The sequence below is a fragment of the Streptomyces venezuelae genome, assembly GCF_008642295.1.
Taxonomy (GTDB): Bacteria; Actinomycetota; Actinomycetes; order Streptomycetales; family Streptomycetaceae; genus Streptomyces; species Streptomyces venezuelae_C.
Genome location: NZ_CP029190.1, coordinates 3,118,909 through 3,132,962 on the forward strand (window position 1 = coordinate 3,118,909; position 14,054 = coordinate 3,132,962).

14 protein-coding genes are annotated in these 14,054 nt (G+C 73.6%); 5 read left to right on the forward strand and 9 right to left on the reverse strand.

Annotated elements, in window-relative coordinates:
* Positions 1-5 precede the first annotated feature (5 nt).
* The 7 genes from DEJ50_RS13550 to DEJ50_RS13580 are packed head-to-tail and all read right to left on the reverse strand — an operon-like array spanning position 6 to position 9,702.
* Positions 6-1,262, reverse strand: coding sequence for a glycosyltransferase (locus tag DEJ50_RS13550; RefSeq protein WP_223837739.1), 1,257 nt, complete (start codon positions 1,260-1,262; stop codon positions 6-8).
* A complete protein-coding gene (locus tag DEJ50_RS13555) occupies positions 1,259-2,038 on the reverse strand; it encodes a polysaccharide deacetylase family protein (protein WP_150208223.1) in 780 nt (259 codons plus the stop codon). The genes DEJ50_RS13550 and DEJ50_RS13555 overlap by 4 nt, the downstream gene beginning before the upstream one ends.
* Complete coding sequence (murJ, locus tag DEJ50_RS34650) at positions 2,028-4,421, reverse strand: murein biosynthesis integral membrane protein MurJ (protein WP_223837740.1); 2,394 nt, start codon at positions 4,419-4,421, stop codon at positions 2,028-2,030. The genes DEJ50_RS13555 and murJ overlap by 11 nt, the downstream gene beginning before the upstream one ends.
* Complete coding sequence (locus DEJ50_RS13565; RefSeq protein ID WP_150208224.1) at positions 4,418-5,785, reverse strand: O-antigen ligase family protein; 1,368 nt, start codon at positions 5,783-5,785, stop codon at positions 4,418-4,420. Before DEJ50_RS13565 ends, murJ begins: the two co-directional genes overlap by 4 nt.
* Before the next feature lie 2 nt (positions 5,786-5,787).
* Entirely contained in the window at positions 5,788-7,344 is a 1,557-nt protein-coding gene (locus tag DEJ50_RS13570) for an exopolysaccharide biosynthesis polyprenyl glycosylphosphotransferase (RefSeq protein WP_150208226.1), read from the reverse strand.
* Positions 7,341-8,552: a glycosyltransferase gene (locus tag DEJ50_RS13575; RefSeq protein ID WP_223837741.1), complete on the reverse strand. Its 1,212-nt coding sequence runs from the start codon at positions 8,550-8,552 to the stop codon at positions 7,341-7,343. The genes DEJ50_RS13570 and DEJ50_RS13575 overlap by 4 nt, the downstream gene beginning before the upstream one ends.
* A gap of 46 nt (positions 8,553-8,598) precedes the next feature.
* Entirely contained in the window at positions 8,599-9,702 is a 1,104-nt protein-coding gene (locus DEJ50_RS13580; RefSeq protein WP_223837742.1) for a DUF3344 domain-containing protein, read from the reverse strand.
* Between the two features lie 290 nt (positions 9,703-9,992).
* On the opposite strand from DEJ50_RS13580, the gene DEJ50_RS13585 reads away from it, so the two are divergent.
* The 4 genes from DEJ50_RS13585 to DEJ50_RS13600 all read left to right on the forward strand — a co-directional run bounded on the left by DEJ50_RS13585 (position 9,993) and on the right by DEJ50_RS13600 (position 12,368).
* Complete coding sequence (locus DEJ50_RS13585; protein ID WP_150208232.1) at positions 9,993-10,394, forward strand: rodlin; 402 nt, start codon at positions 9,993-9,995, stop codon at positions 10,392-10,394.
* A gap of 164 nt (positions 10,395-10,558) precedes the next feature.
* Positions 10,559-10,792: a chaplin gene (locus DEJ50_RS13590; RefSeq protein ID WP_150208234.1), complete on the forward strand. Its 234-nt coding sequence runs from the start codon at positions 10,559-10,561 to the stop codon at positions 10,790-10,792.
* A gap of 130 nt (positions 10,793-10,922) precedes the next feature.
* Positions 10,923-11,873 (forward strand): chaplin, encoded by a 951-nt coding sequence (locus tag DEJ50_RS35410; RefSeq protein ID WP_223837743.1) that lies wholly within the window; start codon positions 10,923-10,925, stop codon positions 11,871-11,873.
* A gap of 144 nt (positions 11,874-12,017) precedes the next feature.
* Positions 12,018-12,368 carry a hypothetical protein gene (locus DEJ50_RS13600; protein ID WP_150208235.1) on the forward strand — a complete coding sequence of 117 codons (351 nt, stop codon included), beginning with the start codon at positions 12,018-12,020 and terminating at the stop codon, positions 12,366-12,368.
* Positions 12,369-12,452: 84 nt separating this feature from the next.
* On the opposite strand, the gene DEJ50_RS13605 is transcribed toward DEJ50_RS13600, so the two are convergent.
* Both DEJ50_RS13605 and DEJ50_RS13610 read right to left on the reverse strand, forming a co-directional pair.
* The gene (locus DEJ50_RS13605; RefSeq protein ID WP_150208237.1) at positions 12,453-12,692 is read right to left on the reverse strand and encodes a chaplin; all 240 of its coding nucleotides are present in this window, start codon (positions 12,690-12,692) and stop codon (positions 12,453-12,455) included.
* Between the two features lie 142 nt (positions 12,693-12,834).
* Entirely contained in the window at positions 12,835-13,275 is a 441-nt protein-coding gene (locus DEJ50_RS13610) for a hypothetical protein (RefSeq protein WP_150208239.1), read from the reverse strand.
* Between the two features lie 270 nt (positions 13,276-13,545).
* On the opposite strand from DEJ50_RS13610, the gene DEJ50_RS13615 reads away from it, so the two are divergent.
* On the forward strand, positions 13,546-13,956 hold the full coding sequence (locus tag DEJ50_RS13615; protein ID WP_150208241.1) for a rodlin: 411 nt from the start codon (positions 13,546-13,548) through the stop codon (positions 13,954-13,956).
* Positions 13,957-14,054 lie beyond the last annotated feature (98 nt).

Below are 14,054 nucleotides of genomic sequence, written 5' to 3' on the forward strand. Positions count from 1 at the left end.
CGTGTTCACTTCCTCGTGGAGGGGTTCGGGCAGGTGCGGTTGGAATCGGCCCGCTCGGGCGCCGGGGCCGGAAGAGCCGGGCCGGCCGGGGCCGAGCCCAGGGCGTGGGCGTAGACCTTCAGGAGTTGTTCCGCGCTGTGGGCGATGTCGTAGCGGCGGACCACCGGAGGCGGCGGCAGCCGGGTGGCGCCGGCTTCCATGTGGCCGCGCAGGGCCGCGATCAGCTCCTCCGTGCCGGTGCCGATCCGGCGCGCGCCGGGCGCCTGTGCCGCCGGCAGGTCGTCGATCGCCGGGCAGGTGACATGGAGGACGGGCAGCCCGGCGGCCAGCGCCTCGACCACCGCCAGCCCGAAGGCCTCCTCCCGGGACGGGGAGACGAACACGTCCATGGCGGCCAGCAGCGCCGGGATTCCCGGGGTTCGGCCGTCGGCGCTGTCGCCCAGCGGATCGCGCTCCCCCAGCAGGTGGATACGGCTCTGTGCACCGAGCTCGGCGGCCAGCCGGCGCAGCGCGGAACGCTCGGGTCCGTCCCCGACCAGCAGCAGGCGGGCGCCGGGGAGTGCGGCCACCGCCCGGATCAGTACGTCGAACCGCTTGCCGGGTACCAGCCGGCCCACCCCGCCGGCCACGAAGGCCCGTTCGGGCAGCCCGGTGCGGGCCCGGGCGGCCCGGCGTACCGCCGGATCGAAACGGAAGCGGACGGCTTCGATCCCGTTGGGGACGACATGGACCCGGGCGGGCGGCACCCCCCAGGCCTTCAGCCGGGCGGCCACCGTGTCCGACACGGCGACGGTCGCGGCGCCCAGCCGCTCGCTGGCCAGGTAGAGCGCCCGGACCCCGCCCGACAGCGGACGGCCCTCGATCTCGCCGTCGCCCAGGGAGTGTTCGGTGGCCACGGTGGCGCCGACCCCGGCCAGCCGCGCCGCGAGCCGCCCGTAGACACAGGCCCGGTAGAGGTGGGTGTGCACCAGGTCGTACTCGCCGCGCCGGATGAACCGGACCAGCCGGGGCAGCGCCTTCAGGTCCCGGTTGCCGCGCATGCCCAGGTGCACCACCCGGACCCCGTCGGCGCGCAGCCCTTCGGCCACCGGGCCGGGGTTGGTCAGGGTCAGCACGTCGCACTGCATCGGCAGGTGACGGAGCAGCAGCCGCAGCTGCTGCTCGGCGCCGCCGATGCCGAGCCCGGTGATGATGTGCAGCGCCTTGACCCGGTCCACCGCATCCACCGTGTTCACCGCGTTCGATGCGTTCGATGCGTTCACCGGAGCACCGCCCGCCGGAGCTCCTGCGCCCGGTGGCGGAGCTGCTTGATGCGCAGCCGGCCGGGGCCGTCGGCCTGGCTGATGTGGGTACGGGGCAGAGCGTGCGGGCCGGCCAGCCGGCCGGGGGCGATGGCGCAGGCGTAGCCGTAGCCGGCCGCCCGGGTGGCGGCGACGACCCGGCGGTCGATGGTGCCGTAGGGGTAGCAGAAGCCCTCGGGGAGGGTGCCGGTCAGCTCGCGGAGCAGCTCGCGGCTGCCCCGCAGCTCCTGCTGGAGGACGGCGTCGGAGCAGGTGTTGAGGTGCTGGTGGAGCAGGCCGTGCGAGCCGATCTCCTGGCCGGCCTCGGCGACGGCCCGGATGCCTTCGGCGGTCAGCAGGGACTTGCGGGGGCCCAGCGGGTCCCACACGTTGTCCACGCCGAGCCGTCCGGGCAGGACGAACAGGGTCGCGGTGAACTCGTACCGCCGGAGCAGCGGCAGCGCGTGCGTGAGGAAGTCGGTGTAGCCGTCGTCGAAGGTCAGTCCGACCAGTCCGGCGGCCCGGCCGGCCGCGCGGGCCCGGAGCAGCTCGCCGACGGACACCCCGCGCAGCCGGCGGCTCTCCAGCCAGCGCAGCTGGGCCTCCAGGACGGTGGGGGTGACGGTGATGCCGTACGGGTCTTCGGCCGGGTCGGTGAACTCGGCGACGGAGTGGTACATGAAGACCCAGGGCGCCGCCGGGCGGCGGCCGGGCCGGTCCGGGGCGGCGAGGGCGGCCGGCTCGGTATCAGCGGACATGACGGAACCTCTGGGTGAGCTGGGCGATCTGGGCGGGCAGGGCGGTCACTTCGAGCGCCCGTATGGCCATGCCGGTGGCGGCGAACATGGCGGGGATGAGCAGGCAGCCGAGGGCCACGCTGACCAGCGGGTCGGGGATCATCGGCCCGGCCAGCCAGCCGGTGCCGCAGGCCGCCGCGGCGGCGACGGAGAGCCGGCCGAGGCTGATGGCGACCCGGCGGACCTCGATGGAGATGATCCGGGAGCCGAGGCCGGTCAGCAGCAGTACGGCGGTGGTGGAGATGCCGGCGGCGTTGGCGGCGGCGATCCCGTAGGTGCCCCACCAGCCGGCGGTGAAGGCCCCGGCGACGATGTTGACGAGGAGCCCGGCGCCCATGGCGAGGGCGGGGAACCAGGTGGGGCGGGCGGCGGAGAAGAAGGGCCGGGACAGGGCGCCGACCAGGCAGTGGCCGAGCAGTCCGACGCCGTAGACGCGCATGACGGAGGCGGTGGCGAGGGTGTCCTCGTGGGTGAAGGCGCCACGTTCGAAGAGCACCTGGATGATCTGCGGGGCGTAGCCGATGACGAGTGCGGTGCCCATCAGGACGGCGAGGGAGGCGAGTGCGAGGTCCTGCTCGACCCGCCGCCGGGCCTTCTCCGGCTCGCCGCCGGCCATGGCCTGGGCGACCACGGGGAAAGTGACGGTGCAGATCATCAGGGAGAGCACCATCGGCATCTGCGCGACCTTCTGCGCGTAGTTGAGGTGCGAGATCGCGCCGGGCGGCAGGGAGGCGGCCAGGAAGCGTTCGACCAGGACCTGCGACTGCCGGAACACGGCGAAGAAGATGACCGGGGCGATCATGCCGAACGCGATCAGGGTGGGCCGGTCCCGGTCGCGCTGGGCGCGGCTGGCGGTCTTGGCACGGCGTGGTCCGAAGCCCACGTTCCTGATGTACGCGGGAAGTTGGACCAGGACCATCAGCAGTCCGCCGCAGGCCACCCCGAGGGCGGCGGCCCGCACGCCCCACAGCTGGTGCAGGGCGAGCATGGTCCCGATGATGCCGACGTTGTACGAGACGTAGATCGCGGCCGGGGGCAGGAAGGAGCGGTGGGCGCGCAGGGCGGCGCTGAAGTACCCGGCGATACCGAAGGTGAGCACGGTCAGGGCGGTCAGCCGGGTGCACTGCACCGCCAGTCCGGGATCGGGCAGGCCCGGCGCCAGCACCGCCACCACCAGCGGGGCGGCGACGATCATCAGGGAGGCGACGGCGGCGAGGAACACCAGCAGCCGCGGCAGGGTGGCTCCGACCAGCAGCCGTACGGGGTCCTGGGCGCGGGCTTCCCGGCGGGTGAGCCCGGCCCGGCTCGCGGACCGGCGGGCCAGGGCATGGCTGAAGGCGGGCACCATCAGCAGGGCCATGGCGTCCTCGATGAGCAGCGTCGAGGCCATTTCGGGGACGGTCCAGGCGATCAGGAAGGCATCGCTGTCGGGGCCGGCCCCGAAGAGGTGCGCGATGGTCTGGTCCCGGAGCAGGCCCAGCACGGCTCCGGCGGCGGTCAGGCCGGCGGTGACCGCGGCGGCCTTGGCGAGGAACCGGCCGAGCGGGGCGGCCCGCTGCGGGTCCCCGCCGGAACCGGTGCGACCGCCGTCCGGGCGCCCGGGGCCGCCCGGCGCGCCCTCGTCGGCGGGGGTTCCGTCCGGCCCGAGGGCTGCTGCACCGGGTGGCCGGCCGGCCACCCGGAGCCGCCCGCCGGGTACCCCGGCGGTGGCCGGGCGGGCCCGCCCGGCGAACACCGGCACCTGCCGCCCGGCCATCCGCCCGGCTCCGGCGGCGGCGAGCTCCGCCGCGCCGTCGACCGGCCCGGACCGGGTCCCGGCAGCCGCAGCCGCGGACCCGGGAGCGTCCGGCGTCGGCCGGCCGGCGCTCCCGGGCGTCCGGGACGAGGCCGTCCCGGCTCCGGACCCGGAGCGCAGCCCCGGGGACCGGTGCCCGGCCCCGCCGGGGCCGGACCGGGCCGGGCCGGGCTCCTGGCCCCGGCCCGGCAACGAGTGCGGGGACAGGTGCGGGGGCTGGGCCTGGTGGGACGCCCCGGCCCGGTGCACCGACGGGTGCGGCGAAGAGCCGCCCCCGCCCGGGCCGGGCCGTACGGAACCGAACTCCGGAACCCGGCCCGGCGCCGGCGGCGGCGGGGTCGCGGACCCGGACGCGGAGCCGGACCTGCCCGGGGACGGGTGCCCGGTCCCGCCGGGGCCGGGCTCCGGGCCCCGGGCCGGCAACGCGTGCGGGGGCTGGGGCTGGGGTGCGCCCCCGGCTCCGTGCGGCGCGGGATGGGGCGGACGGCCCGCAGCCGCGGCGAGGTCGGTCGCCGCGGCTGCGGGCCGCCAGGGCGTGGTATCCGTCACCGGCCGGCCGCACCCGCCCGGGACATGGCTCCGGGCGCCGCGCCCAGGGCCCACCACGCGGCCAGACCGATGATCACGCCGGTCAGCACGGTCGACGGGCCGCCGATGTCGGCGTACAGGAAGTCGGTGGTCTGCCAGACGAACAGGCCGATCGCGATCAGCCCGCAGTCCCGGATCCGGCGGGCCGCCGGATCCGGGGCGGCCACCCGCCGGATGCCCGCCACCAGCAGCACGGCCCAGCCGCCCGCCAGGGCGGTCAGCCCGATCAGCCCCTGCTCGCTGAGGATCAGCAGGTACATGTTGTGGGGGGAGAGCAGCGGCTGGCGGACATAGCCCTGGCCGGCGCCCGCGGTGTCGCTGCCGGAGGACAGGCCCAGCGAGGAGTGCCCGTCCCGGTGGGCCGGGAAGCCCTTCAGCCCGACCCCGGCGGCGGGGCGCTCCTGCCACATGGAGGAGGCCGCCGCCCACATCGTGTACCGGTCGGTGACCGACTGGTCGGGGGCGCTGGACACCTGGGTGATGGAGGTGAGCCGCTCCGCCATCATCTCCGAGCCGACGCCGAAGCCGCCGACCAGCACCACCCCGGCGGCCGTCAGTGCGGCCAGCACCTTCAGGGCCCGCCGGATCCCGGCCAGCACCATCACCACCAGAGCCGCGCCGAAGGTCGCGATCCAGGCACCGCGGCTGAAGGACAGCACCAGCGGGACGACCAGCAGCAGGGCCGCCGCGGCGGCGGCCCGGCGGGTCCGCTGCCGGGTGCCCGGTGCGAGCGCCAGCGCCGTGGCGATGACCAGCCCGTACGCCACCACGGTGGCCATGCCCATCACGTCGCCGGGGCCGAAGGTGCCCACGGCGCGGATGTCCTCGCCCTGGTACGAGGCGCCGGTGTGGGTGGCGTACTGGAACACGCCCACCGCCCCCTGGACCAGTGCCAGCACCACGAAGCAGCCTGCGGCCAGCCGGAATTCACGGGCGTCCCGGACCAGCAGCACCACCGCGGCCGGCACCAGCACGAAGACCTGGAGGTAGCGGACGAAGCCGGGCAGGGCGGCGTACGGGTCTCCGGCGGTGACCGTGGCCACCGCCAGGCCGACCGCCGGCAGTCCCAGGACCAGCGCGCCCAGCGGGCTCAGCCGGTTGACCTCGCCGCGCAGGGCCCGTACCGCACAGACCGCGACCAGCAGCAGCGAGGCGGCGTCGGCCGGGGTGACCTTTCCGGATGCGGTGGCGTCACCTGCCGGCAGCGGGGCGACCAGCAGCAGCACGGTGGCGGCCAGCGGCAGCAGCGGCCAGTGCCGGTGCAGCAGGCCCCGGAGATCCGGCAGCCCGGCCCCGGGCGCTCTGCCCGGTACGGCAAAACTCATGGTCAACTTCCCCCCAGCCGGAAGCGGAAGAACGAGGCCGCGGTGCGGGCCAGGATCCACAGGTCCTGCCAGAGCGACCAGGTGTCGATGTAGTGGTTGTCGAACCGGGCCCGGTCCTCGATGGAGGTGTCCCCGCGCAGGCCGTTGATCTGGGCCAGCCCGGTGATGCCGACCGGCATCCGGTGGCGGGCCTCGTACCCCGGGTGCAGGGAGGAGAACTTCGCGACGAAGAACGGGCGTTCGGGACGCGGGCCGACCAGGCTCATATCACCGCGGACCACGTTCCACAGCTGCGGCAGCTCGTCCAGCGAGGACTTGCGCAGGAAGGAGCCGACCGGGCTCATCCGGTTGTCGCCCGCCACCGTCCAGCGGGTGGCGGACTCGTGCTCGTCGGCGCGCAGGGTGCGGAACTTCAGCAGGGTGAAGGGGCGCCCGTAGAGGCCGACCCGTTCCTGACGGAAGATCACCCCTGGTCCGTCGGACAGGCGTACGGCGAGGGCGCACAGGCCCATCACGGGTGCCGCCGCGATCAGGGCGAGGGCGGCCAGGGTGGTGTCGATGGCCCGCTTGACCAGGCGCTCCGGTGCCCGTGCGGGGCGCGGCAGCAGCGGCTGCACGGCGTAGCCCCACAGCTGGTCGGCGGGCTGGGCCACCCGCATGCCGGTGATCTTGGCGGTGCCGGCCGGGTCGGCGAGCCAGAGCCGGCAGCCGTGGTCGTGGAAGAGCCGGACCAGGGAGGCGGTGCGTTCGTCGGCCTCGGGCGGGCGGGTGAACACCGCGTGCCGTACCGCGTTCTGGATGACCGCGCGGCGGATGTCCTCGTGGGTGGCGAGCCGGGGCAGCGCGCCGCCGGCTCCGCCGGCCCCGCCGGCCTCGCCGTCGGAAGGCCCGGTCTCGGCGAGGCCGACCGGAGCCAGGCCGTACTCGGGGCGGCCGTGCAGAGCGGCGGCCACCGCGCCCGCCCCGGCGGCGGGGCCGACCACCAGGGTGGAGGAGGGGCGGTGGACGGCCCGCCGGCGGCGCAGCCGGTGGACGAACCCCCGCCCGGCGCAGGCCAGTACGGTCTGCAGGCAGACGGCGGTGAGGAGCACGCTCCAGCCGAGGACGGCCTCGGCCCAGGCCGCGGCCAGCACGGCCGCGGCGGAACACCAGAGCACCGCCGCCCGCCCGGCCAGGGCGGGCAGTTCGAGCAGTGCGGAGGGCGCGAGCCGGGGCCGGTACAGCCCGGCCTGGGCGGTCAGCGCGACGGCGGGCAGGGCCAGCAGGAGCGGGAGGGCCTGGAGGACGGGGAGCACCTGGACGGAGCCGGCCGCTCCGGGGTCCGCGAGGAGCGGTCCGGTCACCGCCGCGGCGGTGAGTACGGCGGCCAGTGCGTCGGCGGTGAGCAGCGGGGCCACCCCGTCGTGGCGGCGTACCCGGTGGGGCCGGACGGCCGGGCGGGCCTGGTCGGCCTGGGGCCCGCGCGGCGGGTGGATGGCGGTCACCGACCGGCGGACGGCGGTGGCGGGCTGTGTCCCGCCGCGCCCCGAGTGCGGTGCGTGTGCGCTGTCCATCGTCATCGGCTGTTGCGCTCCTGGTTCAAAGGCTTGGGGGTGTCCCCGGCTCCGTCGGGGGGCGGGTCCCCCCGGCGGAGCCCGGGAGCGGGCCTGCCCAGCAGTTCGTGGTACAGGCCCGTGACCGCGTCCGTGGTCCGCCGCACGTCGAGGTCGGTCCGGGCGTGCTGCTGCGCCTGCCGGCCCAGCTCTTCGAGCAGGGGCAGGTCGGCGAGCAGTGCGCCCAGGGCCTTGGCCAGGGCCGTCGGCTGCTCCGGCGGTACCAGGCAGTGGCGTCCCTGGCCGGGCGGCAGGCTCTCCCGGGCCCCGCTGACGTCGGAGACCAGGACCGGCCGGCCACAGGCCATGGCTTCGAGCGGGGCGAGCGCCATGCCTTCCCAGCGCGACGGCAGTACAACGAGATCGGCGGCCCGAAGCCACGGGCGGATGTCTGCGGCGGCACCCGCAAAGAGCACACCGGGTGGGGCCGTTCGGCGGAGCCGTTCGGCGTCGGGGCCGTCGCCGACGAGGGCGAGGCGGGCGCCGGGGACCGTGCCGAGGACCTCCCGCCAGGCGCGCAGCAGCACGTCCTGGCCCTTCTGCTGGCAGAGCCGGCCCACGCACACGGCGAGCGGCCCGTCGCCCCGGAGGGCGGCGGGCAGCGGCAGTCCGGCACGGGCGGCGGCCTTGTCCTGTCCGGGGTCGGGGCCGCCGGGCCGGAAGTGTTCCAGGTCCACCCCGTTGTGTACGACGGACCAGTCGGCGGTGATGCCCGCGGACTCCCCGGCACGGCGTTCGGCCTCGCTGACACAGAGCACCCGGTCGGCCCAACGGGCCCCGAACCGCTCCCATCTGAGGGCGAGTGCGGCGGTGGTCCCGCCGACCGCGTCGAAGGACCAGGCGTGCGGCTGGAAGACGGTGGGCAGGGTGCCGCGGACGGCGAGCCGGCCGGCCAGGCCGGCCTTGGCGCTGTGGGCGTGCAGGACATCGGGGCGGATCCGCCGGATGAGCCGGGCCGCGCCGAGGACCTCGGCGGCGAGCCCGGGGCCGGGGGCCCGGCCGGCCCGCCAGGGGAGTACCTCGGCTCCGGCGTCCCGGGCGTCCTCGGCGAGTACCCCGCCGCGCGGGCAGGCGACGACGGTGCGCAGGCCCGCGGCGGTCTGGGCGCGGACGAGGTCGGTGACGACCCGGGCGACCCCGCCTTCCACGGGCTGTACGAGATGGAAAACGGTCACGTGGTCTGACAGCACGACGAAGAGGCCTCCGTGGTCTCCGTACGTTTCAGCGGCGTGCGTCTGCCTGTACGAAAAGCACGCCGAGGAAATGTCCCTGACTTTCACCTGCGAACGAGAAACGCAGACTGCGGGCACCACTGGAAAGCGCGGGGCTCAGATCGAACACGTCCGCGTCGTATCCCAGGTTGTTCACATGTTCGGGCTGTCGCCTGGACAGGGGACGTCCAAATTCTGTGATAGTAGAATTCATCACATCATTGAAGGGGTTTTCCGCGTCACTGAGACCCACCCTCCGACCACTGTCGGCGGTCACGGTGAGTGAGTCCCCGAGGGTCCCGCGGTCTCCGTCGTAGCCGACCACCCCCGCCTTGCCCGCACCCCGGGCCGGCACGTCCAGTCCGTCGATCTCCACCACCGCGGCGGCGTTCTCACGGTCACCGGAGACCGGCGCCTCGAACCCGTCCCAGAGCGAGACCCGGCGCAGCGGCTCCTCCGGGTGCTCGTAGGCGACCACCAGCGTCCAGCCGCCCCAGGCCCCGGTCTGCGAGTGGCCCATGGCGATGTTGAGCTGGGCCACCGTCCACATCCCGGCACCGCCCTTGCGGACCAGCGGGGTCACATCGGCGGAGGCCTGGTAGGCGTCGCTGCCCGCATCGGTCCGGTGCCCGATCACGGTGTCGGCCAGTACGTCCTTGTACGAGCCGCCAGGTTCGGCGACCAGCACCCGGCCGTTGTCCTCCGGCGGCTTCTGCTCACCGACCCGCAGGTTCCCGCCCCAGTACAGGCGCGCGTACGAGACCTTGGCGCCGGTCGGGATCTTCAGCTCGGCCCGGGTGGAGTTGTAGGTGTCCGGGTCCTTGTCGACCTCGCTGTAGAACATCTCGAACTCACCGTTGACCCCCGCCGCGCCCTTCTTCACCTCGGCGCAGGGCGCGGCCCCCTCGGCCGCCTCCCTGCGGCAGCTGATCCCGGAGTTGGAGGCCCGGACCAGCCCTCCGTGCTGCACGGCCTGATAACGCTGTGTGAACTGGATCCGGGGCAATTCCTTCGGCGCCGGAGCGGCTGCGGCACCGGTGACCGGCGCGTTGAGCGAAAGAGCGAGGGAGGACACAAGACCGAGTGCGCCGAGGATTCTGCGGGAGGAACCCATGACCCTGTCACCATTTTCGATCATTGGGACGAAACAGGTTCCGCACTTTGTCAGAAATCGAGCTCGAAATCACGCCGGACTCGCTCGTACGGCCTTTTGGGCGATGGCACGCACCCAACCGGACGGCAGGTCGTTACAGGGCCTGCGCCGCCGTTCGAACCCAGGAACACCCGGCCGTCAACGCGGACCGCGGATGGCGGCATCCGGGTGAAGCCACGCAACCCAAACCGGTCCCGGACCGTTGATCCGGTTGCTCCTGTACCGGGCAATCCTTCAGAAATGGGACGACAGTGATCAAGAAGATGATGGCCACCGCGGCGGTCGCCGCCGGCGTCGTGGGCATGGGCTCGGCCCAGGCGATGGCTATCGGCAACGACAACGGCATCAACACCGTGAACGGCAACGGCGCCGCGCAGATCTACGGCAACCAGGCCACCTACGGCAAGATGAGCCCGCAGATGGCGCTGATCCAGGGCTCGCTCAACAAGCCCTGCATCGCCCTCCCGGCGAAGGCCAACCTGCAGTCGCTGGTCGGTGCCGTTCCCATCGGCGTCCAGGACATCCCGGTCCTGTCCAGCCCGCAGAACCAGCAGTGCACCGAGAACTCCACCCAGGCCAAGGGCGACGAGGCCCTCTCGCACATCCTGGACAACATCCCGATCCTCTCCGGCAACGTCTCCGCCGGCAGCTGATCGCGGGTCAAGGCGAGGCCGTCGCACCTTCGGGCGCGGCGGCCTCGCCGCATAAACGGGTGAATTACCTCCGGGTCGCGCGAAATATGCGGTTTCCTTTTCCGGAGCAGCTCGTTGTTATTTCTGCAGCGGCAAAACGTCGCTACGGGAAGGATCGAAATCAAATGAAGTACAAGAAGGCAGTCGTGCTCACCGCCGGCGCCCTGATGGCCGTCGGTGCCGCCGCCCCCGCGATGGCCGACGCCGACGCCAGCGGCAAGGCCGCCCACTCCCCCGGCGTCGCCTCCGGCAACCTCGTCCAGGTCCCGGTGAACATCCCGGTGAACCTCTGCGGCAACACCGTGAACATCATCGCGCTGCTGAACCCCGCGTTCGGCAACACCTGCGTCAACGCCTGATCCGGCGCGCCCAGCGCCGGCGCCCGCAAGGGCAGACCTCCTCGGGGTGGCCTCGGAGTGCACGGCGGTGCACTCCGAGGCCACGCTCGATTCAGCACCGGCAGCAGCGCCGGTAGACAGGGAAGGACCCATGCGACAGGTACTGAGCCGACAGGTACTGAGCAAGGGAGTACTCACGGCGGCAGCCGCCTCCGGCCTGCTGTCGATCGCAGGCGGGGCCGCGTTCGCGCACAACGGAGCGACCGCCGAGGCCGCGCATTCACCGGGAGTCCTGGCGGGCAACAGCGTCGCCGTCCCGGTCACCTTCTCGCCGAACGTCTGCGGCAACACCGTGGATCCGGCCGGCGCGCTGAACCCCGCCTTCGGCAACCACTGCGCGAACGGGACCGGCGGGGAGAAGGACTTCGACTACTCCCGCCATCTGAGCCCGGAGCACGCCGAGGCCTTCGAGCAGTACCTGGACGGGCGGGAGCCCGCGCCCCGGCCCGAACCGGAGCCCGCACACCGGTACCGGCCGCCGGCACCGCAGCCCGCGCCCGAACCGGCACACGAGCCGCAGCCCGCTCCCGAACCCGCACCGCAGCCCGAGCCGCAGCAGGGCCACGAGCCGCACCAGGACGGATACGGCGGCCCCGGGAAGGACGGGGGGAAGGAAGAGGAGGAGTGCGACGACCACCCGCCGGCCCCCACGCCGCCGGTGCACCACGCTCCCCCGGCCCCGCCCCAGGCCGAGCCGGAACCCGCGCCCGCCCCCGCTCCGCCCCGGGGCAGCCACGTCGTGGAGCGCCCGGCGGTTCCTGTCGCCCCGCCCGCCGACCAGCCTCCGGCCCCGCCGGCCGGCGACCTCCCGGTCGAGGTGCCCCCCGCTCCCGTACCGCCGCCCGCGCCCGCCCCCGTACCGGAGGCCGGTCCGGCGGTGACCCCGCCGCCCGCGCCGCTGCCGGCCCCCGCGCCCGCCCCGGTGGCGGAGGTCCCGATGCTGGCCGAGACCGGCGCCGGCTCTCCGGAGGCACTGGCCGCCCTCGCCACCGCCCTGCTGCTCGGCGGGTCCATCCTGTACCGGCGGTCCCGTATCAACTGATTCATCGGAAAAACATGGAAAGAGCGTGCGGCCGGAGAATCCCTGCATCGGGATTCTCCGGCCGCACGAGTTTCCGCAACCGGGCGGGATCGTTAGCCAGGGCGATAGTGGCGCGAGGGTCGCCACAGGAAAAGGATTCCGAAAATGAAGTATTCGAAGGCCGCTGCCGCCGTCGCCGGGACCGTCGCCGCGCTCGCGGCCTCCGGTGCCGCCCCCGCCCTCGCCGCGGAGGGGGGGATGGTGCCGCCCATGAGCCTGAACGGCGGGGTGACCGACACGCTGAACGCCGCCGCACCGGTGACCGCGAACCTTCCCCAGCACCTCGGCAACGGCCTGGCCGAGCAGGCCGCACCCGTCAACCAGGCCGTCGGTGTCGTGCAGGGCGTGAACAAGGCCCGCAACAACGCCCCCGGGCAGCTGCTGGAGTCCGCCAACCTGGTCGGCCAGGTCGCGCCCATGCTCGGCGGGCTGAAGGTGAACGGCGGCCAGGGCTGACCCCCTGCCCCGCGTCGGTAAAACTGTGGGCGCCACCGGCCTGGCCGGTGGCGCCCACAGTGATGGATCCGACGGATCGAAAGATCAGTCGTTGATGCAGACGTTGCCGAACGCCGGGTTCAGCGCGCCGATGATGCTGACCGCGTTGCCGCAGACGTTGATCGGAACGTGCACCGGCACCTGGACCAGGTTGCCCGAGAGGACACCGGGGGAGCCGACGGCCGCGCCCTCGGCCTTGGAGTCGGCGACGGAGGCACCGGCGGCACCGGCGACAGCGAGACCGGCACCGGCCAGGGCTACGGCGGCCTTCTTGGCAGTGTTCATGGGAAGTGCACCTTCTGTTCGATGTTCTGCCCCGATCCGGGGCTCACACCGAGCGAAACGTCCCCGCCCCCGGGACGACACGGTTCCGGGGGCAAGACGACCTGTTCAGCTCAATGACCGTAACCACGGACGGTCCCGGGCGTTACGCGGTACCGGCCGCCGGCAGCACGGAGGGCGGGACGATCTCCGGGAGCTCCGGGACGATCTCCGGGAGCTCGGGCACGATCTCGACGGGCGTCGCCGGCGCCGGCAGGGCCGGCGGGGTCAGCGGGGGCAGCTCCGGGATCTGCACTCCGGGGATCGACGGCAGCTCGAGCCCCGGGATGTTGAGGTCCGGGAGTCCGACCTCCGGGAGCGTGATCTCCGGGATGGTGATCTCGGGCAGCGCGACCCCGGCCGGCAGGATGCCCCTGATGGCGTCGAGGATGCCCTTCACGAGGTCGTCGATGGGACCGGCGGCTGCCGCCTGCGGAGCGGCGGCCCGCTCCGTTTCGAGGGCGCTCGCGGGGCCGGCCGCGCCCATGAGTATGGCGGCGGCGAGGGTGGCGGGGACTAGTACGCGAGTCGCCTTCTTGAGGTGCATGGGCGTTCCTTCTGCTGGGACGTGCAGGAGCGGACACCAGCGGTCCGCTTCCTCACCCACCGTGCGAACACCCGCTACGGACCGCAACACGATCTTGACGCACTGCGGGGTGCGTACGGGCCTCGCGCAGGCGTCCGGGCCCGGCTCACCCTGGCCGGGGAAAAGATGCACCCGGACGAGCCGTTTGAGTGAAGCAGCGGAACCAACCCCGAGCCGGGCAGTTGATCAGGGCGCTCCATCAGCGGGCACTCGTGCGACAAAAGGACCGAAATGCTCAAGAAGATCATGGCCACTGCCGCAACCGCCGCCGCGGTGGTCGGTGCGGGCGCCGCGATGGCCACCCCGGCGATGGCCATCGGCAACGACAACGGCGTCAACACCGTCAACGGCAACGGTGCCCAGCAGATCTACGGCAACCAGAAGACCCACGGCGACATGAGCCCGCAGCTCAGCGCGGTCCAGGGCACCCTCAACAAGCCCTGCATCGCCCTGCCCGTCAAGGTGAACGCCCAGTCGCTGGTCGGTCTCACGCCCATCGGCGTCCAGGACATCAACGTCCTGTCGAACCCGCAGAACCAGCAGTGCACCGAGAACTCCACCCAGGCCAAGGGCGACGAGCCGCTGTCGCACATCCTCAGCAACATCCCGATCCTCTCGGGCAACGCCTCGGTCGGCAGCTGACCCCGCTCCCTCTTCCGGTCCGGGCCTCCGACGCCCGCGTGGAGCGATGCGGTGATGTGACGAGGGCCCCGGCAGCCACCAGCTGCCGGGGCCCTCGC